The sequence below is a fragment of the Thermoanaerobaculia bacterium genome, from assembly GCA_035593605.1.
GTDB lineage: Bacteria > Acidobacteriota > Thermoanaerobaculia > UBA2201 > DAOSWS01 > DAOSWS01.
On record DAOSWS010000030.1, the window covers coordinates 329 to 22,745 of the forward strand.

Genomic DNA, 22,417 nt, shown 5'->3' on the forward strand with positions numbered 1-22,417 from the left:
CTCCATCGGGGGCATCAATTCGGCACGCAAGTTACGTTCCGTAACATGCAGCCTCGAACATATTGGTACCCTTCCGATACGGATAAAACCTCCATCGGGGGCATCAATTCGGCACGCAAGTTACGTTCCGTAACATGCAGCCTCATTGATACAATTACAGCATGAAGAGGATTCTGGTGACCGGGGCGGGTGGATTTCTGGGTCGGCATCTCGTACAGAGAGCGGCCGGCCGATATGAAGTTCGCTTGATCTTCCATTCCCGTATGCCTTCCAATCCCTCCCCTGCCGCCCATCAGCTCGATCTGACCCGGCACAAAGAGACTGCGGATCTCGTTTCCTTGATCCGGCCTTCGGCGATTTTCCACACCGCGGCGATCTCCGATCCGAACGCCTGTGAAATCGATCCCGAAAGCTCCCGGGCCGTCAACCTTGAGGCGGCCCGGAACCTGGCACTTCTTTCTCATGACCTGGGCATCCCCTTTTTCTTCATTTCCACCGACCTTGTCTTTGACGGCGAACATGCCCCCTATGGGGAATCCGATCCTCCGGATCCGATAAGCTTCTATGGAAAGCACAAGGCCGCCGCAGAGAAGGCAGTGTTATCCCTCTATCCAGAGTCAGCCGTTGTCCGCATTCCCCTCCTCTACGGAATCGATCCCATCGCCATCCGCGGGTTGATCCTTCCCCTCCTCCGCTCTCTCCGTAAGGGGTCTGCTGTATCGCTTTTCACCGACGAGATCCGTACTCCCCTGAGCGCGGGGACCGCCGCTACCGGAATCCTATCCATTCTGGAAGCCGGGATCACGGGCACGATCCACCTGGGAGGACCGGAACAGCTGAGCCGGTACGAGATGGGAACACGGATCGCCGAAATTTTTAATCTGCCGTCTGGCTCAATTCATGGTGTAAAGCAAAAAGACGTTTCCATGCCAGCACCCCGGCCCAGGGATGTATCTCTCCTGAGTGACCGGGCAAGGAATTGCATCGAGTGGGATCCACCCTCTTTTTCAAAGGAATTGATTCTGCTAAAGCGGGATTTTACCGAAGAAGCTTGAGAATGGCGTTGATGTGGTCTACACTTTTCAGCGTGAGGCCCCTGGGGGCCTTGAGGTCCACCGCCGGGGTATAGGCGGTCGTGAATCCCTGCTGTTTCGCTTCCTTCAGACGGATGTCCAGTCGGGGTACGGGCCGGATCTCCCCCGTCAGACCGACCTCCCCTACGAAGAGACAGTTTTCCGGAAGGGTCCGGTTGTGCAGAGAGGAGGCCACGGCCGCCACCAGGGCCAGGTCGGCACCCGTTTCGCGGATGGGAAATCCCCCGGCAACGTTGGCATAGATATCGAGGTTGCCGAGGTTAAGTCCATGCCGGATCATGACCGCAGTCAGGAGGTGGAGCCGGTTGATGTCAAGGCCCACCGTCGTCCGCCGAGGGGTAGGGTAGGGTGTCGGTACAGTCAGGGCCTGGACTTCCAGAAGGAGGGGCTGGGTTCCGGTCAGAACGGCGGTGATGGCGGTGCCCACAGGGGGCTTGTCCCGGTGGGCCAGGAAGAGCCGGGACGGGTTGTCCTGCTCTTTCAGTCCGCCCTCGGTCATTTCAAAGACGACCAGCTCAAAGGTCGATCCGTACCGGTTCTTGTGGGAGCGAAGCATCCGGTACTGGTATTCCAGATCTCCCTCAAAGTAGAGGACGACGTCCACCATGTGTTCCAGGGTTCGAGGGCCGGCAATGGCACCTTCCTTCGTGACATGCCCCACGATGACCAGGATGAAGCTCTGGGCCTTGGCCATCCGGGAAAGGACGGACGTTACGGCCCGAACCTGGGACACACTGCCCGGGGCCGAGGAGAGATCCCCGGTCAGGATTGTCTGAATCGAATCGACCACGACGAGGGCGGGAGATTCCTTTTCCAGCAATGCCGTCAAAGGTTCCAGAGCGGTTTCGGCCACGAGGGTAATGCCCTTCTGGACTCCCAGACGCCGCGCCCGCATGGCGACCTGAGCGGGGGATTCTTCTCCGGAAATGTAAAAGACCGATCCACGGCTCGAGAACTGGCTTGCAAGCTGAAGCATCAGAGTGGACTTTCCTACCCCCGGTTCTCCGCCGATCAGAACCACCGATCCGGGTACCCATCCTCCCCCAAGGAGACGATTCATGCCCTCCATCCCCGACGGAATCCGTTCCACGTCAGTATGTGACGCTTCTTCAAGGCGAAGGGTTTGAGCGGGGGCGGAGGAAACCTCCGATTTCTGATGAGATTCAAGGACTTCCTCGACGAAGCTCTCCCATGCGCCGCAGTCGGGGCATCGTCCCAGCCACTTGGGGGACTGCATCCCGCATTTTTGACAGGCGTAGAGGACTCCGCGCTTCATGGACTCAGGATAGCACAACCTCCCGCTTCCGGGCGTGAAGCCGGTACCCCCGGGCATCGTCTGTACATTCGAGAACATCCAGCCCGGCCCGGTCAAAGAGCTCCACCATCTTCTCCCGATCGGGAAGGACATGACGGATCAGTTCCACCGAGGCATTCCCGTGGAAGGCATTCAACTCTTCCCTGCGCATGAAATGGTTTACCCAGATATCCCCGGCGGGTTTCAAAACCCGGGCCATTTCGGCCATGCAGGCCTCCCGGTTCAGGAAGTGGGGAAAGACGCAGAAACAGAGAATCACGTCGAACCAGCCGTCCTCCCGGGGGATGGAGCGGGCACTTCCCTCCTGGACGATGACCTGGGGCGGGAGGTTTCTATTGCGTGCCCCGGTCACCATTTCGGGAGAGAGGTCCAGGGCAAGAATCTCACCGTGCGTGCCCACGAAGGAAGCAATCCTCTCCGTGAGTCGACCCGACCCGCATCCCGGTTCCAGGACGCGCAGGCCCGGATGGAGATTCCAGTCCTTCAGGTATCCCGCCAGTTTTTCCTCTTCCTCCGGTGAGAATCCGGCCATGTCTCCCGCGCGGGCACAGCGGTCAAAAAATTCGGCAATCGGGCGATCCACTGGATCAAGCATGGCATCGCCTTCCTTGAGCCGACAGTACCACGGCTAACGCAAGTATGGCGCTGGAGGTGAGAACGATACAGGCTCCCACGGGAAGATCGAAGAGATAGGCGGCCAGGAATCCCCCGACGGCACTGAGGGCCCCGAGGATCGTTGCCAGGAGGAGGGCGCCCCGGATCGAGCGGGCCAGGCGCAGGGCGGCAGCGGCGGGATTGGCGATAAGGCTGAAGAGGAGGAGGCCGCCGACGGTCTTCAGGTTCACGGTGATAACGCCCGCTTCAAGTACGAGGAGACCCGCGAAGATCAGCGCCTCCGAAATGTACAACGAAGCCAGGGAGCGGGAAAAGAGGATAACGGCCAGCTCCTTTTCAAAGAATGCGATAAAGATGAGCAGAACGAGACACATACCCGCCATCGTCCACAGGCCCGTGGTATCGACAAAGAGGATGCTCCCCCAGAGCAGGCCAAGGACCTCCGTTTTGGGTCCCTTCACCAGGCCGATTCCCAGGAAGGAGATCCCCATCATGAGAGAAAAGAGGGAACCCAGGGCAAGGTTTGGATCGACCGTCCGTCCCTTCAGGGCATAGCCGAGGCCCAGCGCCGCGGCAAGGGCTCCACCAAAGGCCCAGATCGTGGAGGAGGTGCCGGTCAGGGTTCCCACGATCGCCCCCGCCATGGCCGCGTGGGCCATCACGACAGCAATAAAGGGCATCCGCATCCCTACCACGTAGACCCCGATGGCCCCGGCGGATCCGCCTCCCAGAAGGGCGGCGAGAAGGATCGGGCCGTAGATCTCCAGGAAGCTCACAGCCTCTCCCCCGCGGCCGGGTGAACAAAGAAGCGTCCCCCCTCCTTCTCCACGCGGACGGGACATCCGTACATCGGTTCCAACGTTTCCTCCTTCAGGATGTCCTCCGGTTTTCCAAGAGCCAGGAGCTGTCCGTCCCGGATCAGGGCAATCCTGGAACAGGTCGCAGGAAGACGGGCCAGGTCATGGGTCACCATGACGGTGGTGTATCGGCCCTCTCCATGGAGATCGGCCACACAGCGGGTAACCTCTTCCTGCCATCGGAGATCGAGGCCGGCACAGGGTTCGTCCAGAAAGAGGACCTGCGGGTCCTGGGCGAGAATCCGAGCAATGTGCACCTTTCTCTGTTCCCCGCCCGAAAGCTCCCGGAAGAGGCGGGATTCCAGACTTTTCAGGCCCAGTCGATCCAGGGAGGCTCTCGCCGCTTTTCGGTCCTCTTCCCGGAACCGCTGTCCCGCGGACCGGAGGGGAAGCCTCCCGAAAAGGACCACGTCCAGGACCGTCAGGGGAAGATCACCCCGGTAGTCCTGATGCTGAGCCAGGTATCCCCGGCGCCGGCGATGGTCCCGTCCATCGATTTCCGGAGCGGAAGTCACCCTGCCCCGGTCGGGCACGAGACGGCCGGAAAGCAGGTTCAACAGGGTCGATTTCCCCGCCCCGTTGGGACCGGCCACTCCCAGGCACTCCCCTGCTTCCACGGCTAGGCTCACAGGGCCGAATCGCCTTGTCTTTCCCGCGTAGACTTCGATGTGATCCAGCCGGATCAGCGTGGATTCCATGTATGTATTAGCACCTGCAGATTGGAGCGGACAACGTCCCCGTAAGACTCTCCATACCCCGGGGCTCCGGGAAAGTTGGAAAGGGTGGCCACGGGCACCTTCAGCCGCTGTCCCAGCGTTTCTGCCGCCTCGGTTCCCTCCTGGAGGTTGGCCACGACCATGTCCGGTCTCGTATCGATCAGCGTCTTCAGCTCCCCGGGGGTCACTTCCTCCGGTCGATTCAGGATCCCGACGACATCGAGACCGAGCCAGCGGCAGAAATCTTCCTGGTGTCTGGAGGCAACCACCCGTACACCCTTCAGAGGCTTTGCCTCCTCCAGGATCTGCTCCCCCAGGTCATGAAGCCTTTCGGCCAGGGATTTCCCCTCCCTCTGCGATTCAATCTCCGGGAGAACCCGGCTCAGCGTATTCTTTACCTCGGATACGAACGCCGCGTAATTCCCTGGAATAAGCAGGCCCGCACCGGTGGGCACTGCGATCACTTCCAGGTTTTCAATATGGAGGGCCCCGATCTGCTCTTCCAGCGCCCCCTGGTAGTCATGACGAACCACAGCCACGGCGTTACGGAGATCCTCCACGGAACGCGGGCTCAGATCAAAGTGGCCGGGACACGAACCCGGAGGAACCAGCTGAAGGATCGTCACATCTCCAGCGGACCCGATGGCGTCCTGGACAGCGGAAGCCAGCATGGAGGTGGTGACGACGACGGTGGGATGGATCTCCCGGGCGGACCCGGGAGCCGTTGAAAAGAAGAGGAAACCGAAAAGGCAAAGGAATGGTTTCAAAACGTGAGGGTCACTCCGGCCATCCAGCTTCGTCCCGGCATGGGGTAGCCGGGCCGGAATTCATAGGTCTCGTCTGTGAGGTTTTCCCCATCCAGGTGGAGCTCCATAATCCAGCCAGGGGTACCGAAGGAGAAGGCACGCGAGGTCCGGACGTGGAGAAGCGTATAGCCGTCCACGGCAACCTGGCTTGTCGCGAAGCGCGGGTTCAGAACGTAGGACTCGCTCACCGACTGGCCGTCCAGGCTGACGGTCCAGCCCCGGGCCGGGATCCAGTTGACCCCAGCGCTGAAGGACCATTCGGGGGCATTGGGGACATCGGCCGGATCGGGGTTCATCCAGGACAAACCTGCGAAGAGGCTGACTGTATCGCTCGGGCGAACGTGGAGGGATGCCTCTATCCCGTCCAGCGTATAGTCACCGATATTGGCAAAGCTGGGAGGCGGGGGGGGCGGCGGAACAAAGCGAAGGGCGTCGGTCACCTCGTCGTGGTAGATCGAGACGGTGAGATCAACTTTCTGCGAGAGCGATCCGGTGTATCCCAGTTCGACATGGTCAAGCAATTCCGCGTTCAGGTCTTTCCACGCGTCTCCCTGACCCCACGTCCCATACAGGGCCGCAGCGTAGACACCGGGCAAGTTGAAGGCATGGGCGTAGTTGGTGTAGACCGTGGATGGTCCTCGGCGAATGGAGAGTCCCACCTGGTAGCCCCACTCTGCGCCGAAGTATTTTGAGTCGTTATATCGGACCCCGAAGGAAGGGATCCAGGTGATCGTGCTGTCCCCGTAGGTCTGGCTGAACATGAAATAGGGGGCACTGGAGCGGAAGTCAAGGTCGATCCCCTCTGTTCGGGAATTCGTGTGATCCTCGTAAGATATGCCCCCGTAAACGTCGTAGTCGTAGCCGACGATGAGCTCTCTTCGTTCTCCAAGGTCGAGGGCTTCCCTCCAGCGCACGCCGTAGTTCCGATAGTCGGTCAGGGTCCGGAAGGACGCGGACGAGGCGCCGTCCCATTGCAGCCAGTCGATCGAACCGTCATCGCCGTATAGCTTGACGGAACCCGAGCCCCTGCGGGCCGTGTAGGACAGGGTGGCCAGGGCGAAATCGTCCACGATACCAAACGAGGGAGTCACGGGAGTGCGGGGAAGATTTATGTTCCCGGGATCGGAGGCCAGACCATCGTTATGGGAAATCTGGAGCGTGAAGTCCAGGGCAGGCGATATCCGATAACCGAACCGGCCGTACAGGTCTTCGACTTCTCCGTCGGCCACGTCGCGGTGCCCGTCGCTCTTCATCGATCCGCCGGAGAGGTAGACGTCCGTCTTTCCCCATGCCCCTCCCGCCTCGACCTGTCCGATAAAGGTATTGAAGGATCCGCCGGACAGAGAGATCCGTCCGCCGGGGCCGGCATCGGTCCAACGTCGGGGAACAAGATTGATGGCCCCAAATCCCATCGTTCCCATCAGAACGGGCTGGGAGCTTCGGTAGATTTCGATCCGGTCGACGTGATCCAGGGTAAGGGTGTCGAGGAGAGGGTGCGTCCAGACCCCCACGAAGCGGGGAATTCCGTCCGTCATCATCTGGATCTCCGCACCCGGCCTTCCCGACCCGTGCCCGCGGATAAAGAGCGTACCTCCGTCGGCACCTCCATAAGATCCCACCGGGTTGTAACGGGAAATCACCAGGCCGGGAACGTTCCGCAGGGCGTCCGCGACGTCGTGGGCATTAAGTTCCTCCACCTGCTTTCGCGTGACCTCTCCGACCAGGTTTCCGTAGCGGTCCACCGAAGAACGATCCAGGATCGGGGGAGCCGTGACGGTGATCGTCTCTTCGAATTCAGCCTCCACCATGGCATCGGTGGAAGGTTCGTCCCCGAAGAGGAAGCAAGATGCGATAAAAAGAAGAACCGGAAGTACCTTCCGCAGGGTAGGCATGATCACCTCAACGCGTGTCCTGAGGCACTCATCGAGAGCCCGCCGTGGAGAACACCCCGCTGTTTCCGGAGCTGATCAGCAAGGCTTCGGATCGTATCCACCCGACCTTTGACAAGGATGACCTCGACGCAGAGATGCTCATCCAGGTGGACATGGGTTGTGGCCATGATGACCTCGTGGTGGTGGTGCTGGATGTGGGTAAGTCGATCGGTCAGCTGTCGGCCGTGGTGGTCGTAGATCAGCGTAATGGCGCCGACGCCCTCCCCTTCCACGGCCCAGGTCTCCTCTACGAGGCGGTCCCGGATCATGTCCCGGATAAATTCGGAACGGTTTGTATATCCGCGGGTCTTTACGAGCTCTTCGAGCCGATTCGCGAGGCCCTGCTCAATCGAAAAACTCAGTCGTGCCAGTTGGGTCATGGATCACCGTATTACGTTTTTTAGAATTGTAATACTGCAGAGACGATCCGTCAACCCCGTAGGAAAGTTATCGCTTCATTGTTTTACCTGTCAATCTCAGGAAAGCCGCAGGAGTAGTCCCTTCAGGTATTCGCTCTCCGGGCAATAGATGGAGATGGGATGGTCCCAGTCCGCGCCGAGCTGAGCCAGGATCCGGGCCTGGACTCCGACGTCCTTGGCCGCCCCGAAGATAATCTGACGAAAGAGGGTTGGCGAGATATTGCCGGAGCAGGAAAAGGTCATGAGGAGACCGCCGGGACGGAGCAGCTTCATAGCCTGCATGTTGACGTCCTTGTAGGCCCGGCTGGCCTTGTCCACCTGGCTCTGAGATTTGCAGAGCCCGGGCGGATCAAGGATGATCGCATCGAATTTCTTTCCGTTCTTATAGAGATAGCGCAGGTATTCAAAGGCATTTTCCCGGATCAGGGTGTACCCGGTCTCATCGATGCCGTTGATTCGATGGTTGTCCTTGGCCAGGTCCAGGGCGGGCAGGGAGGAATCAACATTGGTTACATGCTGGGCACCGGCCTTTAAGGCCGCCACGGAAAATGCACCCGTATAGCAAAAGGCATTCAGGATGTCGAGTCCGTGAGCCATCCCGGCAAAGGTCACCCGGTTGACCCTCTGGTCGAGGAAAAACCCGGTTTTCTGGCCCTCCAGAAGGTGGACGCGGTAGGTCAGTCCCGATTCGTGGATGTCGATGGGCATCGGCACGGTAAAGGACGAAAGCCATTTGTCCCGGGAAGAAAGGCCCTCGATGCTTCGAATGTCGACGTTGTCCTTGAGATAGACGGCCCGCACGCCCCAGGCCTTTTTCAGTGCAGGAAAGAGGAGTTTTTCCCTCTCTCTTTCCCAGCCTTCACAGGTTGTGGAGACCACCATGACATCGCCGTAAATGTCCGCGATTACGCCGGGGAGACCGTCCCCTTCCCCGTTGATCAGGCGAAAGGCATCGGTTCCAGCGGGGAGAAACTCACGGCGCATGGAAGCTGCGTCCCGGATCCGTTCGGCAATGACCCGTTCCGGGTTGGATGGCATGGGTGTGAAATCGATGACCCGGACTCGGATCTGGGATTTCGGGTTGTAGAGTCCCCAGGCCACATTTTGCTTGTCGGCCTGGACCACCTGGGCAAAGGATCCATTTCCGTCGGCCCGGTGGACGGCTCCCGAGAAGATCCACGGATGCCGGTTCTGGATGGCGCGTTCCCTGGTTTTCTTGATTTCAACCGTAACCATATTTCCCTCAATCTTAAAAGAGATAGCGACAGGTATTCTGTCCCAGCAGAGTTTCCAGATTATCCATAATACCCGATGAGGGATCGACCCGATAGCTGATTCCCGGCTCGACGGTCACCCGGTAGGCTCCCGGACGCTCCACGATGAACCGGACGGGAAGCTCGCCCCGGTTCTGAAAGATGACTTCCCTCACTTCTTCCAGCAGGTCCCGATCCAGCGGTTCACTGAGCAGGACGAGAAGCTCCCGGGCGTGTCTCATGGGGGCATCAGCGAGTGTATAGATGTCATCGACCAGCAGAGAGGATCTCTGTTCTTCGACCTTGACGAGGGCCTTGACGATTACGGGCTGATCGGATTGTTCCTTAAGCTGACTTCCCAGGCGGGTAAATGCATCGGCAAAGACCAGACACGGAACCGAGCTCGACAGGCCCTCCAGCGTAAACCGGGCCCAGAGCTTCCCCGCATTGGGGCCGGCTTTCACCTGGAGCGTCTGCATATCCTGAATCATGCCTCCAACCTGGACCGTCCTGCCCCCGCAATTGGGAAGCTCATCCAGATCGACATCGGAGTACTTATGAAGATCCTGCCGAAATGCTTCCAGGGGATGGCCGGAAAGGTAGATCCCCGTGCTTTCCAGCTCGTATTTCAGCATCTCATGGCGGGACCACGGCTCCACCGGTTCAAGCGGCGGATCGTCAGAGAGCAGGGCGGCTTCTCCAAATAACGATTTCTGCCCGCTCAGGCGGTCCTCTTTCAGCTTGGATCCCAGATTCATGAAACGATCCAGGTGGTGGAAGAGGTAGGCCCGGTTTTCCTGGATGCTGTCAAAGGCTCCCGCGTACGTAAGGGCTTCCATCGATTTACGGTTCAGCGTCTGGGTCGTGAAACAGGAAACGAAGTCCACCATGCTCTTGAATCGTCCGTGGGTCTGCCGGATCGTGACGAAGTCTTCGGCGGCGGCGTTCCCCACACCCTTGATCGCTTCCAGGCCGAACCGGATGTCCGTTCCCACGACACTGAACTCCACTTCGGATTCGTTGATGTCCGGGGGAAGGAGTGCAATTCCCATGCGGGAGCATTCGGCGATGTACTGGGATACCTTTTTCGTGTCATGAATTTCCGACGTAAGGAGGGCAGCCATGTAGTGCGTCGGGTAATGGGTTTTGAGATAAGCGGTCTGGTAGGCCAGGACAGCGTAGGCCACCGAGTGGGACTTGTTGAACCCGTATCCCGCAAAGGGAGCGATAAAATCAAAGATCTCCCCGGCCATTTTTTTGTTGAATTTCTGTTTGACACATCCCTGGATGAAGGGTTCCCTCTCCTTCTCCATGATCTCTTTCTTCTTCTTCCCCATGGCCTTTCGGAGGTTGTCGGCCTGGCTCATCGTGAAGCCGGCGATGCGGACGGCAATCTGCATGACCTGCTCCTGGTAGACGATAATGCCGTAGGTTTCGGACAGAAGCTCTTTCAGCTCCGGGGTGAGGTACTCGACGGGTTTCAGTCCTCGCTTTCTCTGGATGAACTCTTCGACCATGTTGCTCTGGATGGCGCCCGGACGATAGAGAGCGTTCAAGGCAACGAGATCCTCGATCCGGTCCGGCTTGGTCTGACGAAGAATCTTTTTCATTCCATCCGATTCAAACTGAAAAACGCCGTCGGTCTCCCCCCGTCCAAAGAGCTCAAAGACGGCGGGGTCATCATATGTAAGGGTATCGAGATCGATCGTTTCACCACGGGTTAGCCGAATGGAACGGATCGTGTCCTGGATGACGGTCAGGGTTCTTAGCCCCAGGATGTCCATCTTGAGAAGACCCAGTTCCTCCAATCGATCCTTGTCATACTGGGTGACCGTTTCACCCTTCGGCGTGCGGGCCAGGGGCACGTAGTTCGTGACCTCGTCCGGTGTAATCACCACACCCGCGGCATGGACCGAGATGTTCCGGGCGTTCCCCTCCAGGCGAATGCCGAAATCCACAATCTCTTTCAGGCGGGGGGAGGCCTCCACCATCTGCTTGAACGTGGGGTTGTTTTTATTTTCCAGGCTCTCCTTCAGAGACATGTTGAAGGCAAGCTCCTTCGTGATCGTGAGAGTCTCCTGGAAATCGAGGCCAATGACACGCGCCACGTCCTGAATGACACTTTTTGCCTTCAACGTATTGAAGGTCACGATCTGAGCCACGTTTTGCTCACCAAACTTGTACCGGATGTAATCCAGCACCTTTCCCCGGCCTGTATGGCTGAAGTCGACGTCGATGTCGGGCAGGGAAATCCGGTCCTTGTTCAGGAATCGTTCAAAGAGAAGCGAATATTCAAGGGGATCGATATCGGTGATTTTCAGTGAGTAGGAGACGAGAGATCCCGCTGCGGATCCGCGCCCGGGTCCCACCGGGATGTCGTGGGTCTTGGCGTGGTTGATGATATCGGAGACGATCAGGAAGTATCCCGGGAAGTTCATGCTCAGGATCGTCTTCAGCTCCTCATCCAGGCGTTTTTTGTACACCTCGTCCGGGTGCGTCCGCTTGACCGGACGGGCCAGGCGCTCCTTCAGCCCCTCCCGGCACCGCTGTTCGAAGTAGTGGTTTATGCTCGAATATCCATCAGGAATCTCAAAGTGCGGCAGGAAGTACTGATCCCGTTTCAGGCGGAAATGGACCCGGTCCGCTATCTTCACCGTGTTGTCCAGGGCGTCTTCCAGCCCGGAGAATGCTTCGCGCATCTCCTTTTCCGTCTTCATGGTGAACTCGGTATTCTCAAACTTCATCCGGTGTTCATCGGAGAGTTTTTTCCCTGTGGAGATGCAGAGAAGGATGTCCTGCAGATGGGCATCGGAGGGACGAAGATAGTGGACATCGTTGGTGGCGACAAGGGGAAAGTCATGGGTACGGGCAAGGTCCACGAGCATGGGGAGGACTTTCTTTTCATCCTCCAGCCCGTGGTTCATGATTTCGAGGAAGAAATTCTCCTTCCCCACAATATCCCGGTAGCGCTTCGCGGCCTGGACGGCTTCATCTTCCCGCCCCATGCGAAGGAGAAAGGGAACCTGCCCCTGAAGGCAGCCGGAAAGGAGGACGAGGCCTTCATGGTAGCGTTCCAGCAGATCGAAATCGATCCTTGGTTTGTAGTAAAACCCCTCCAGGAAGGCCAGGGAAACGAGCTTGATCAGGTTCTTATACCCCAGGTCGTTCATTGCCAGGGCGGTGATATGGAAGAGACCGGCCTCCCTTGTCTGCTCGAAACGGTTTCCCGGAGTAATGTACAGTTCACAGCCGATGATGCCCTTTATGTCATGGTCGTCACAGGCCTTGAGGAAATCGACAACGCCGAAGAGGTTTCCGTGGTCGGTCAAAGCGACCGCCGGCATGCCATGTTCCGCCGCGAATCCGGCGATTTCGTCGTGCCGGAGTACGCCGTCCAGAAGGCTCAGATGGCTATGGACGTGGAGATGGACAAAGGCCATGAATAAAAAAATGGTCGGGACGGCGAGATTTGAACTCGCGACCACCTGAACCCCATTCAGGTACGCTACCAGGCTGCGCTACGTCCCGACTCAAGAAATTAATTTTTTAACTTCAATCAACTGCTTTAAGACACGACCCAGAGTGTTGCGGAACTGTTGTACATCTTCCCCCTCCACTTTGTCAACCTCCTGGTTCGTTTCCAGTTGTTTTTTCGCTCCTGCGATCGTGTATCCCTCTTCATACAGAAGGTTCTTAATCTTCAGGATAATGTCCAGATCTTCCCGGCTGTATACGCGCTGACCCGATTTGCTTTTCGAGGGTGCAAGCTGGGGAAATTCAGTTTCCCAGTAACGGAGAACGTATGGCTGGATCTTGGCGATCCTGCAGACATCGCCGATCTTGAAATATAAGCGATCGGGAATTTCCTGGTCAGTCATGGCCCTTGTTCAGAAGGTTCATGAGGTTGGAGGACGGTTTGAATGTTGCGATCTTTCGGGACGAAAACCGGCGGGGAGTCCCCGTCGCGGGATTCAGGCCCTCCCAGGCTCTGCGCATCGTGGATGCGAAGGTTCCCAGATTCTGGATGTGCACATCTTCCCCGTGGGCCAGGCTTTCCTCGATTCCCTTAAGCAGGGCATTCAGGATAGACTCCGCCTCTTTGCGGCTCAAAGCCCCGTGACGTTCCTGAATAACGCGGATAAGATCGGATCGTTTCATTTCTTCAAGTACTTTATCAAATCCCAGGTTGGAAGACAAGATTACCAGAAAGATCATTCGATGCCAAGAGGGACCATGACATGGTTCCTGAACCCTGCTATCCTTCCTGTTTTGGTTGACTTATTGAGATTTGTCCTCTATACTATTTGCAATTCTTGGACAAGGAGAGGTTTATGCGAAAAATCATCGGTTTATCGCTGCTGATCGTTCTGGTTCTTGCGGCGGGTGCATTCGCACAGCAACGTCAGGGGGCGGTGACCGTCACCGGCACGTTAGGACATGTCCTTACTTTCTCTGACGACGACATGGGCGATACCACCTTTGGTCTAAATCTTGGGTACATGTTTTCCGACCTGTGGAGTGCGGAACTGGGGTACGGGATCATGGACATCGAACACGGCGACTTTGACATGATGACTCTGGATTTCCTCTATCATTTCAATCCCGAACGCCGTGCCGTTCCCTATCTCGTCTTCGGTGCCGGTACTGCGAACTATGACCCGACCTGGGGAGAGAGTGATGACGGCCTGCTTTTCAGTGCAGGAGCGGGATTTGATTACTCCTTCAACCGGACGGTCAACCTCCGCGGTGACGTACGTTACGTTTCCACAGACCTTGACGTTCTCGATTCCGGAATGGCCATGAAGTTGGGCGTCGGCTTTCAGATTGGCGGCGTAGATCGTCCTGCCGAGCCTGGAATCGAAGCCATCGATCGCGACATGGATGGGGTACGGGATTCCATCGACTATTGCTGGGACACTCCTCCCCGCGTTCAGGTCGATGCCCGCGGCTGTCCCCTGGATAGCGACGGGGACGGAACCCCTGACTACCTGGAAGATGACGATGCTGATGGCGTGATCAACTATGATGATCAGTGTGCCGACACACCGGCCGGATATCCCGTTGACACCGTAGGCTGCCCCATCGACACGGACGGCGACGGTCTCCTGGATGGCAAAGAAAAGGAACTCGGGACCGATCCCAATAAAGCAGATACGGACGACGACGGTCTCTCCGACAGGGAAGAGATTGAAAAAACAAAGACCGATCCTCTGAAGGCTGACACGGACGGCGACGGATGCAAAGACGGCGACGAGGTCAATACCTACAAAACCGATCCTCTGAATCCCGATTCCGATGGTGACGGCTTCAACGACTGCGACGAAATCCTGACCTATCAGACCGACCCCAATGCGGCCGGTGACGTCTATGAGAAGATCATCAACTCCAAGATCGTGTACTTTGAATTTGACAAGATTGCGATCCGTTCGGACATGACTCCGGTTCTGGATGACATCGCCTCCTTCCTGACCCGTGCGGCCAACATCCGCCTCCTGGTCAAGGGACATACCGATTCAGTTGGACCCAAGTGGTACAACGACAAACTCTCCCTCAAGCGTGCGGAAAGCACGAAGAAATACCTCGTAGAAAAGGGTGTTGGTGCCGACCGTATCGATACAATCGGATTCGGTGAAAACCAGCCGGCTGCGGACAACGCGACCAAAGAAGGCCGCGAGCTGAACCGCAGAGCCGAGTTTGAAGTCGTAAAGTAATCTCCTTACCTTCTTTCGATGAAATCAAGGGGACCTTCGGGTCCCCTTATCTTTTGCCTGCTCGGTCTGCTACAATCCCCTCTGTGAAAGTGATCTCGTTTTTCATGAAAAGCGGCCAGGTACTCAAACGGATCCTCACACCACATCAGCTTGACGATTTGACCGCGACCCTGGAAGCCGGATTCAAATCACGGAAATCTACCATAATCCTGACCGGCGATGATGTTGGTGGAAACGTCTACTTTGTCCGCCTGGAAGAGGTTAATGCTATTTCCATCGACGATTTCGATCTGAAAGACCTCTGATGTCCCGTCTGCCCCTTTACATTCTGATCTCGATCCTCGCCGGTGTCGGGTGCGGCCTGCTTCTCACACCGCAATCGATGGTCTATCCCGCTGTTGTCTTAACGGCCGACCTTTTCCTTCGATTACTGAAGATGATTGTCGTGCCTCTCATCTTTACCAGCCTCGTGACCGGGGTTCTCTCCATCAAGGATATCCGCCGTCTGGGAAAGATGGGGGGAACCACGCTGGCGTACTATCTCCTCTCCTCTTCCCTGGCAGTTTTGACCGGTCTCATCGCCGTCAACCTGATCCGCCCCGGAATAAGATCGACTCTTACCCTGTCCAGCCAGACGGTCCCTGAACTGGAATATGCGGGACTCGGAGACATCCTGGTCCGTCTGATTCCCGACAATCCCTTCGGCGCCATGGCTCAGGGCCAGGTGCTTCCGGTCATCATGTTTGCACTCTTCCTGGGAATTGTTCTTCTCTCTTTCAAGCCGGAGAAGGTTCAAACGATCACTTCTCTCTTTGAGGAAGGATTCAGCGTCATGATGAAGATGACGACATGGATCCTCTTTACCGCACCCCTGGGAATCTGGGCCCTGGTCACGCGCGTCTTTGCGGAAACCGGAACATCGGTCATCCGTCCTCTCGCCTGGTACTTTCTCACGGTGAGCCTGGCACTCTGCCTGCATTTCTTCGTCTCTCTCCCGCTGATCATCCGCTTCATCAGCCGACGGTCTCCCTTTGCATACATGAAGAATCTCTTCCCCGCCCTGGCAACTGCCTTTTCAACAGCTTCCTCCTCCGCCACCCTGCCGCTGACCATGGAGTGCGTCGAAGAGCGGGCCAACATTGATAATCGAGTTTCTTCCTTTGTCCTTCCCCTTGGGGCAACGATCAACATGGACGGAACGGCTCTCTATGAGGCTGTAGCTGCGATATTCATTGCGGAAACCTATGGAATTTCGCTTTCTCTGACACAGCAGGTAACCATCTTTGCCACGGCGATCCTGGCCTCCATTGGTGCCGCGGGCATCCCGATGGCAGGACTGGTCATGATGGCAGTGGTTCTGCGTGCCGTGGGGCTCCCCCTGGAGGGAGTCGGATTGATTATCGGTGTGGATCGATTCCTGGACATGATGCGCACGGCTACAAACGTGTGGTCCGATGCTGTGGGCTGCAGTGTGGTTCAGCGGCTCAGCGGAGAGGATCGTCCTGATTCCCCTCAGGTGACGCAAACGTAGTCCACGCCTTCCCTCCTGCCGGCAGCCCTGAAATGAGACCGTATTTCCTGGCGCTGTTCCCAGCGGGGCACGGCAACAAGGTAGCGCACATCTCCCCCCAGATCCAGGGCGTCATACTCAAGAACGGGAACCCCGAGAATTTTTTTGCCGATCCGGGAAGGACGAATATCCAGAAGCCCCAGGACCTTCACCTCGTGTTCCTGGAGTCTTTTCAGCCACCAGCGGGCCGTTCTCCCTCCTCCCGCAATCAGGATGGGGGTACCGTTGGAAAAGAATGCCCGAAGCGCAGACCATTTGCACTCCCGAAACGCTTCCGGACGGTAACGGCGATCCCTGAGGGTCAGCCGGTCCGGATGGTGCGTCATAGTCACCAGTTGCTCTTCGCTCCTTGAAAAATGCCATCCCTCCCCCACCATCCTCATGAAGAGATCGTAATCCTCGGGGATATCCCCGTGGAGATAGCCTCCCAGATCAAGGAAATCCCTTTTTTGTGCGAACCAGGTCGGATGGGGATAGGCACAATCAATGTAGGCTTCTGCTCGGACCAGTTCCTCTGATGTGATCTGATCGACCCAGTGTTGAAAACGGGACATCCCGCCACGGATCCGGACTCTGGCTCCGACGAGGATCTTTCTCCTCTCCCTGTGAGCCAGGTCCAGCTGGATGGAGAGGCGGTCAGGATGCGCCGTATCATCCGCATCCATGCGGGCAATGTAGGAGCCCTCGGCAAGTGACAGCCCCCGGTTCAAGGCGGAGACAATCCCGGCATGTTCTTTAACGTGGACACAGAACCGGGGATCACGAAAAGCAAATTCGTGCGCAACCGCAAGCGTCTCCGGGGAAGGACCGTCTCCAATCAGGAGGCATTCCCAGTCTGGAAAGGTCTGAGCTCGAACGCTTTCGAGACATTCACGAAAAAGGGATGGGTTGTCTTGAAAAAAAGGCAGAACCACCGATATCTCCGTCATTCCATCGATTGTAACGTAAAAAAAGGCCCCCCGGGACGGGGGGCCTTAATGAGCGTTGGCGGAAAGACAATTACCTGGAGAAGGGCCTTTCGTGTCTGCGGGTCGGGACGGGCGGCGCCTCAAAAGTTTCCGTGGCGACACCCTGCTGGATCTCCTTGGTGGAGAGATCCCGGACAAAGGCAACGACACCCAGCCGCGACATATCCCACCAGATATCTGCCATATAGTCGGCTGTAACTTCTACCCTGTCGGTTCCATTAAAGGATATGTCCCCTTTGTGGATCCTTTTCAGACCCAGGTGCGGAATATCGGGGTCGGAGTCTTCATAGAGCTTCTGGTAGACAGCAATGACAAGCTCATAGTTTCCGGACATGGCAGATTCCGGCGTAATTCCGACGACAACTGAACCGCTATACTGATCCTCATTGATGGATGCGGAAATGTCCATTACACAGGGGGAGGGAACGGACGCTCGTCCGACATAACCTCCAAAATAGTATTTATAGGTGGCATCTACATCAGAACCCATGGCGCCTTCCCGACGTTCCACTCCGTCCCACATGCCGGTGGGTTCTCCACGGGCACTGTAGTAGGTCATCATGTCGCGGTAAACCGCGGCGTTGTAATCTGAAACCCAGAGAATGGAAACAAACTTGTCAATCGGGTAATCTGCTTGAAGCTGAACGGTGGCCCGGAACCCGGTCCTGCAATACGGTCAATCCAGGGAGCCCATCAGTTCAAAGATCGGCGTCCTCCTTGCGGCGTAAAGTGACGAAGTAAGAAGCAAACATAACATAAAAAATCGTTTCATTTGGACCTCCTGAAATTCCTGTATAATACACCACATGATCAAATACTTGTCAAGTTTGCTAGTACTCTTTTTAAGTATTCCTGCTCTCTTTGCCGGGTGTCCCGGGTGTGGCGGATTCAGCGGTCAATCCGGATCCAATGCTCTGGGAATCATTGGTTCCCTCTCTTCCGGAATGGGGGATCCCGCGAACTTTATCACGCTGACCTATTCGGAAGGATCCTACGGTCCTCAGGACACCTCCAAGGTTCTCGCTGGCCTGAAATATAACCTAAACCACTGGCTGGGCCTGCACATGGCCGCCACCTATCTGGACAGCGAAGGAACCGTTACTCTTCCATGGGACGAAATCGAATATGCCACAAATGGCGTAGGGGATTTAGCATTTGCTGTAACAGCGGATCTCACCGGCCGAACAAAGTTTACACCCTGTCCTGTCGATGGAAATTTCCTTCCGATCAAGGATTTTCTGCATATCATGGCGATGGCCGGGACCTCATTCCCGACGGGAAAGTACACCTATGAAAACGACTACGGCCTGTACCCTTCCGAATACCAGCTCGGTACTGGAACCTACGATCCCTTCGTCGGTGCGGCTCTCTTTAAACGGTGGGGGCGCTGGCAACCCCAGCTGACAACGGTTTACAAGTTCTCCGGCGGAAAAAATGATGCCAATTACTGGAGAGGAGATGCATTGCTCTCAAAGCTGGATCTGATCTATTTCATCAATCCTTACAAGAAGATCACAGTGCTGGCGAGCATCACCCACTCCCGTGTATCGGATGATGAACGTGATTACAGCTGGGGAACGGAAGATATGTACCTGGAAGTTACGGGAACATCCGGAAACACTACGATGGGAACCCTGGCCTGGGGAATGGAGATCATCGATCGCCTGCGGATCAACCTTGCCTGGACGACCTCAATCCAGGAACCCGATTCCGCAGACTCTGCCGGAAAATCGATCGGAGACCAGTATTCGGTCGGATTCGGGTACCGGTTCGGCAAGTAGGGCCTGGTACCGATTCTGAACTAATTTATCGAAAACTCGTATACCCTGACATTGAAATCAACATTCAGGAGGTTCGTATGCTGAAACGAACTGCAATGTGGATTCTCTGTCTGGGGTTCACGGTTCAGGGAGTCTTTGCCCTCGAGGGCCGGCTCTTTTTCCATCCTGACCTTTATCAGGACAAGGCGGTCTTCACCTTTGAAGACGACCTTTGGCTCGCCGACCTCAACACCGGCACGGCGGATCGAATTACGTCCCATCCCGGCTATGAGTCGTACGCGAAGTTCAGTCCGGACGGAAAATGGATCGCCTTCACTGCAAACTACGACGGGGGAACCGATGTGTACCTTATGCCATCGACGGGAGGGGAACCGATTCGTCTGACCTATCACCCCACGGGTGATTATGTCCAGGGATTCTCCTCCGACGGATCCCATGTCCTCTTTACCTCCCGGCGTGAATTTTTTACGCAGCTCTACCAGGTTCCCGTCAGCGGCGGGTACCCTGAACTCATACCCCTTGACCAGGTTCGTTATGCGTCCTTTGCCCCGGATGGAACCAAGGTGGCCTATAACCGCTTCGCTTCCGATCGGATGAACTGGAAGGGCTACAAGGGCGGTCGCCAGCAGGATATCTGGGTCGCGGATCTTCCCGCGGGTACTTTTACAAAGATGACATCCTGGGCAGGATACGATGTGGCCCCCATGTGGTTTGGAAAAATGATTACCTTTGCTTCGGATCGGGAAGATAAGAGAATGAACCTCTATTCTCTGGATACCAGCTCGGGTACCGTTACCCGCCTTACCTTTTTGAAGGATTGGGACGTCGAAATGCCGTCCCTTGATGAATCTACGGGCAACATCGTCTACGTCGCAAGCGGCCGATTGAACATCTACGATCCTGCAGCCCGGGAAAGCCGCGTCGTCCCTATCACCATCCCGACGGACCGATGGCAGATGCGTGATTTTTCCGTGGACCCTGCTGACTATATTCACAGTGTATCTCCCGGATCGAAGGATCTTATCCATGTGGTTGAGTCCAGGGGAGATATCTTCCTGATCGATGACGAGAAGGAAAAAACCGTGAACCTCACCGCAACATCCGGGTCCAGGGAACTGGAGCCTGCCCTGTCTCCGGACGGATCACGGATCGCCTTTTTCTCGGACAAAACGGGAGAATTTGAACTTTACGTCATGGATGCCAAACGGGGTGCGGAGTGGAAACAGCTGACCCAGGGATCCAGGACCTTTTATTACCATATTCAATGGTCTCCCGATGGCAAGAAGATTCTCTTCGGGGACAAGAATTACACCCTGACCTATATCAGTGTGGATACCGGCCAGGGCGTAATCGTGGACGATGGACGATATCTGAAGGACAACGAAATCTTCTGGGAAGTATCTGATTACACGTGGTCTCCCGATTCCCGTTATATTGCCTACTCCCTACCCGTGGAAAACATGAATAACGCCATTACTCTTTATGACACCACCACCGGGGAAAAGCACCCGCTTACAAATGGGTATTACGACGACTACTCTCCCGCGTTCGATACAAACGGACGTTACCTCTATTTCCTTTCCAACCGCCATTTCAAGCCCCTGCTCGATCCCTTCATGGACAACAACGTCAACATCGATATGACCCGGGTCATGATGGTCCAGCTTCAGAATGGCGAGCCCTATCCCTTTACGCTCCGATGGAAGGCCTTTCTGGATGAATGGAAACCCGCCGATCCCGTCACTGTGTCCATCGATTTTGAGGGCCTGAGCCAAAGAATCTTCTCCACACCCGTGGAACCGGGGACCTACAAGTCCCTGAAGGCCGGTTCGCTGCAAGTCTGGTACCTGTCCAAGGAATCCTTTGGATTTCCCGGGATAGAAGAGTTCTTCCACCCCAAATCCGTAAGGGACTACACCCTGAAATCGTATGACATGAAGGAGAAGGATGGTAAGGATGTCCTTGACGGCATTGGCTTCTTCGAACTTTCTGCCGATCGATCCAACATTGCCTACATGGCGGGAAAAACCACCGGAATTGTTGATGCCGCCACGGGAGGAAAGGTCGGTGACGGAAAGGTGCAATGGTATGGAACCGACTATACCGTCAACACCTCCGCCGAGTATGCGCAGATTTTCAGGGATGTGTGGAGACAGATCCGGGACTTTTTCTACGATCCCAACATTCACGGGAAGAACTGGCCGGGCATCTATGCCAAATATGCCGAACTCGTTCCCTTTGTGGCAACGCGTGAAGATATCAACTACCTGATCGGCGAGATGATCGGGGAACTCACGGCGTCCCACGAATACATCATCGGTGACGGCGGACCGCAGCGAACTTCCTTTGATCGTGTCCGGGCCGGCCTCCTCGGCGCATCCATAGAGCTGGACAAGGAGGCGCGGCTCTATCGGATCACGCGCGTTCTCCAGGGACGTTCCGACAGGGATGAGTACCGTTCCCCCCTCCAGGCTCCGGACATCGGAAACGTGGAAGGGTTTTACATCCTTCGTATCGATGGGGAGGATGTCCTCCCGAACAGAAATTTCTGGTCTTACCTCGAAGGGAAATCGGGCAAAGAAATCACGATGACGGTCAATAAAAAACCCGAAATCAAAGATGCTCGAACGATTACTCTGGAAACGCTTCGTTCCGAGTATGCGCTCCGATACTGGGATTCCATCCAGAGAAATATTGAACGGGTCAGGAAAGCAACCGATGACAGAATCGGTTATATGCACCTCTCGGACATGGACGAAGAGGGATTGAGCCAGTTTGAAGAGGCCTTCCGCGCCCTTCGGTACAAAGACGGTCTGATCATCGATGTTCGATACAACGGCGGTGGATTCGTCTCATGGTTCATGATTGACAAGCTGGAACGTCTGGTCCATTTCCTGGCGCAGACCCGGGACTTTGCCCCGATGTATTACCCTCATGGAACCAGGCGTGGGCCCATCGTTGTTCTTTGCAACGAGGGAACCGGATCCGACGGTGAGGTCTTCACGGAGCACTTTAAGGAGGCCGGCCTGGGTACCGTCGTCGGAACCCGAACCTGGGGCGGACTTATCGGAATCATCAATATGGTTCCCCTTCTGGATGGAGGCATGGTGACTCAGTCCAACGTGGGGTTTGCCAACCTGCGGGGATCCTGGGTCGTGGAAAACCACGGTGCCGAACCCGACATCGCCGTGGAAATGTCCCCCGAAGCGATCCTCAAGGATGAGGATCCTCAACTTGACTATGCCATCAGCCTGATTCAGAAGCAGGTAAAGGAAAATCCGCCCGTAAAACTCGTCCCACCACCCTTTCCTGTTAAATAGAATCCTGAAAGAGAAAAGTTTACAAGGCCGGGATTTTTCCCGGCCTTTTCTTATGGGAAAA

At 56.3% G+C, this 22,417-nt stretch carries 19 protein-coding genes and 1 tRNA gene; 6 read left to right on the plus strand and 14 right to left on the minus strand.

All coding sequences use genetic code 11. The annotated features are described in order from the left end of the window. The first annotated feature begins 161 nt into the window (after positions 1-161). Positions 162-1,055 carry an SDR family oxidoreductase gene (locus tag PLD04_12875; GenBank protein ID HXK69222.1) on the plus strand — a complete coding sequence of 298 codons (894 nt, stop codon included), beginning with the start codon at positions 162-164 and terminating at the stop codon, positions 1,053-1,055. Here the strand turns inward: PLD04_12875 and radA are convergent. The 12 genes from radA to PLD04_12935 form a co-directional block, all read right to left on the minus strand. Further along, positions 1,039-2,370 carry a DNA repair protein RadA gene (radA, locus tag PLD04_12880; protein HXK69223.1) on the minus strand — a complete coding sequence of 444 codons (1,332 nt, stop codon included), beginning with the start codon at positions 2,368-2,370 and terminating at the stop codon, positions 1,039-1,041. The two genes, PLD04_12875 and radA, sit on opposite strands and share 17 nt — an antisense overlap. A gap of 4 nt (positions 2,371-2,374) precedes the next feature. Beyond that, positions 2,375-3,004: a class I SAM-dependent methyltransferase gene (locus tag PLD04_12885; protein HXK69224.1), complete on the minus strand. Its 630-nt coding sequence runs from the start codon at positions 3,002-3,004 to the stop codon at positions 2,375-2,377. Then, positions 2,997-3,800, minus strand: coding sequence for a metal ABC transporter permease (locus tag PLD04_12890; GenBank protein HXK69225.1), 804 nt, complete (start codon positions 3,798-3,800; stop codon positions 2,997-2,999). Before PLD04_12890 ends, PLD04_12885 begins: the two co-directional genes overlap by 8 nt. Then, positions 3,797-4,579 (minus strand): ABC transporter ATP-binding protein, encoded by a 783-nt coding sequence (locus PLD04_12895; protein HXK69226.1) that lies wholly within the window; start codon positions 4,577-4,579, stop codon positions 3,797-3,799. Before PLD04_12895 ends, PLD04_12890 begins: the two co-directional genes overlap by 4 nt. Further along, on the minus strand, positions 4,564-5,364 hold the full coding sequence (locus tag PLD04_12900; protein ID HXK69227.1) for a metal ABC transporter substrate-binding protein: 801 nt from the start codon (positions 5,362-5,364) through the stop codon (positions 4,564-4,566). The genes PLD04_12895 and PLD04_12900 overlap by 16 nt, the downstream gene beginning before the upstream one ends. Then, positions 5,361-7,295, minus strand: coding sequence for a TonB-dependent receptor plug domain-containing protein (locus tag PLD04_12905; protein HXK69228.1), 1,935 nt, complete (start codon positions 7,293-7,295; stop codon positions 5,361-5,363). The genes PLD04_12900 and PLD04_12905 overlap by 4 nt, the downstream gene beginning before the upstream one ends. Positions 7,296-7,297: 2 nt before the next feature. Continuing rightward, positions 7,298-7,714 (minus strand): nickel-responsive transcriptional regulator NikR, encoded by a 417-nt coding sequence (gene nikR / locus PLD04_12910; GenBank protein ID HXK69229.1) that lies wholly within the window; start codon positions 7,712-7,714, stop codon positions 7,298-7,300. A 96-nt stretch (positions 7,715-7,810) separates the two neighbouring features. Next, positions 7,811-8,989, minus strand: a complete 1,179-nt coding sequence (locus PLD04_12915) for a class I SAM-dependent rRNA methyltransferase (GenBank protein ID HXK69230.1) — start codon at positions 8,987-8,989, stop codon at positions 7,811-7,813. A gap of 13 nt (positions 8,990-9,002) precedes the next feature. Next, positions 9,003-12,446 carry a DNA polymerase III subunit alpha gene (gene dnaE, locus PLD04_12920; GenBank protein ID HXK69231.1) on the minus strand — a complete coding sequence of 1,148 codons (3,444 nt, stop codon included), beginning with the start codon at positions 12,444-12,446 and terminating at the stop codon, positions 9,003-9,005. An 11-nt stretch (positions 12,447-12,457) separates the two neighbouring features. Further along, positions 12,458-12,534: transfer RNA gene (locus PLD04_12925), tRNA-Pro, on the minus strand. A 2-nt stretch (positions 12,535-12,536) separates the two neighbouring features. After that, complete coding sequence (locus PLD04_12930) at positions 12,537-12,884, minus strand: MerR family transcriptional regulator (GenBank protein ID HXK69232.1); 348 nt, start codon at positions 12,882-12,884, stop codon at positions 12,537-12,539. Beyond that, positions 12,877-13,164 (minus strand): HU family DNA-binding protein, encoded by a 288-nt coding sequence (locus tag PLD04_12935; GenBank protein ID HXK69233.1) that lies wholly within the window; start codon positions 13,162-13,164, stop codon positions 12,877-12,879. Before PLD04_12935 ends, PLD04_12930 begins: the two co-directional genes overlap by 8 nt. Before the next feature lie 173 nt (positions 13,165-13,337). Between PLD04_12935 and PLD04_12940 the strand changes: the two genes are divergently transcribed. The 3 genes from PLD04_12940 (at position 13,338) to PLD04_12950 (ending at position 16,248) form a co-directional block, all read left to right on the plus strand. Then, entirely contained in the window at positions 13,338-14,717 is a 1,380-nt protein-coding gene (locus tag PLD04_12940; GenBank protein HXK69234.1) for an OmpA family protein, read from the plus strand. Between the two features lie 83 nt (positions 14,718-14,800). Continuing rightward, a complete protein-coding gene (locus tag PLD04_12945; GenBank protein ID HXK69235.1) occupies positions 14,801-15,022 on the plus strand; it encodes a hypothetical protein in 222 nt (73 codons plus the stop codon). After that, a complete protein-coding gene (locus PLD04_12950) occupies positions 15,022-16,248 on the plus strand; it encodes a dicarboxylate/amino acid:cation symporter (GenBank protein HXK69236.1) in 1,227 nt (408 codons plus the stop codon). The genes PLD04_12945 and PLD04_12950 overlap by 1 nt, the downstream gene beginning before the upstream one ends. Here PLD04_12950 and PLD04_12955 read toward each other — a convergent pair. Next, on the minus strand, positions 16,230-17,216 hold the full coding sequence (locus PLD04_12955) for a glycosyltransferase (GenBank protein ID HXK69237.1): 987 nt from the start codon (positions 17,214-17,216) through the stop codon (positions 16,230-16,232). The genes PLD04_12950 and PLD04_12955 overlap by 19 nt on opposite strands. 70 nt (positions 17,217-17,286) lie before the next feature. Next, a complete protein-coding gene (locus PLD04_12960; GenBank protein ID HXK69238.1) occupies positions 17,287-17,814 on the minus strand; it encodes a hypothetical protein in 528 nt (175 codons plus the stop codon). 247 nt (positions 17,815-18,061) lie between these two features. Between PLD04_12960 and PLD04_12965 the strand changes: the two genes are divergently transcribed. Together PLD04_12965 and PLD04_12970 are read left to right on the plus strand one after the other, a co-directional pair. Continuing rightward, entirely contained in the window at positions 18,062-19,036 is a 975-nt protein-coding gene (locus PLD04_12965) for a hypothetical protein (GenBank protein HXK69239.1), read from the plus strand. Between the two features lie 77 nt (positions 19,037-19,113). After that, positions 19,114-22,356, plus strand: a complete 3,243-nt coding sequence (locus PLD04_12970) for a S41 family peptidase (GenBank protein HXK69240.1) — start codon at positions 19,114-19,116, stop codon at positions 22,354-22,356. Positions 22,357-22,417: the final 61 nt, after the last annotated feature.

Excerpts from the sequence above, each read along its gene's own strand:
- PLD04_12875 (HXK69222.1), top strand. The coding sequence starts at position 162 with ATGAAGAGGATTCTGGTGACCGGGGCGGGTGGATTTCTGGGTCGGCAT.
- radA (HXK69223.1), bottom strand. The coding sequence starts at position 2,370 with ATGAAGCGCGGAGTCCTCTACGCCTGTCAAAAATGCGGGATGCAGTCC.
- PLD04_12885 (HXK69224.1), bottom strand. The coding sequence starts at position 3,004 with ATGCTTGATCCAGTGGATCGCCCGATTGCCGAATTTTTTGACCGCTGT.
- PLD04_12895 (HXK69226.1), bottom strand. The coding sequence starts at position 4,579 with ATGGAATCCACGCTGATCCGGCTGGATCACATCGAAGTCTACGCGGGA.
- PLD04_12905 (HXK69228.1), bottom strand. The coding sequence starts at position 7,295 with ATGCCTACCCTGCGGAAGGTACTTCCGGTTCTTCTTTTTATCGCATCT.
- nikR (HXK69229.1), bottom strand. The coding sequence starts at position 7,714 with ATGACCCAACTGGCACGACTGAGTTTTTCGATTGAGCAGGGCCTCGCG.
- PLD04_12915 (HXK69230.1), bottom strand. The coding sequence starts at position 8,989 with ATGGTTACGGTTGAAATCAAGAAAACCAGGGAACGCGCCATCCAGAAC.
- dnaE (HXK69231.1), bottom strand. The coding sequence starts at position 12,446 with ATGGCCTTTGTCCATCTCCACGTCCATAGCCATCTGAGCCTTCTGGAC.
- PLD04_12930 (HXK69232.1), bottom strand. The coding sequence starts at position 12,884 with ATGACTGACCAGGAAATTCCCGATCGCTTATATTTCAAGATCGGCGAT.
- PLD04_12935 (HXK69233.1), bottom strand. The coding sequence starts at position 13,164 with ATGAAACGATCCGATCTTATCCGCGTTATTCAGGAACGTCACGGGGCT.
- PLD04_12940 (HXK69234.1), top strand. The coding sequence starts at position 13,338 with ATGCGAAAAATCATCGGTTTATCGCTGCTGATCGTTCTGGTTCTTGCG.
- PLD04_12950 (HXK69236.1), top strand. The coding sequence starts at position 15,022 with ATGTCCCGTCTGCCCCTTTACATTCTGATCTCGATCCTCGCCGGTGTC.
- PLD04_12955 (HXK69237.1), bottom strand. The coding sequence starts at position 17,216 with ATGACGGAGATATCGGTGGTTCTGCCTTTTTTTCAAGACAACCCATCC.
- PLD04_12960 (HXK69238.1), bottom strand. The coding sequence starts at position 17,814 with ATGACCTACTACAGTGCCCGTGGAGAACCCACCGGCATGTGGGACGGA.
- PLD04_12965 (HXK69239.1), top strand. The coding sequence starts at position 18,062 with ATGATCAAATACTTGTCAAGTTTGCTAGTACTCTTTTTAAGTATTCCT.
- PLD04_12970 (HXK69240.1), top strand. The coding sequence starts at position 19,114 with ATGCTGAAACGAACTGCAATGTGGATTCTCTGTCTGGGGTTCACGGTT.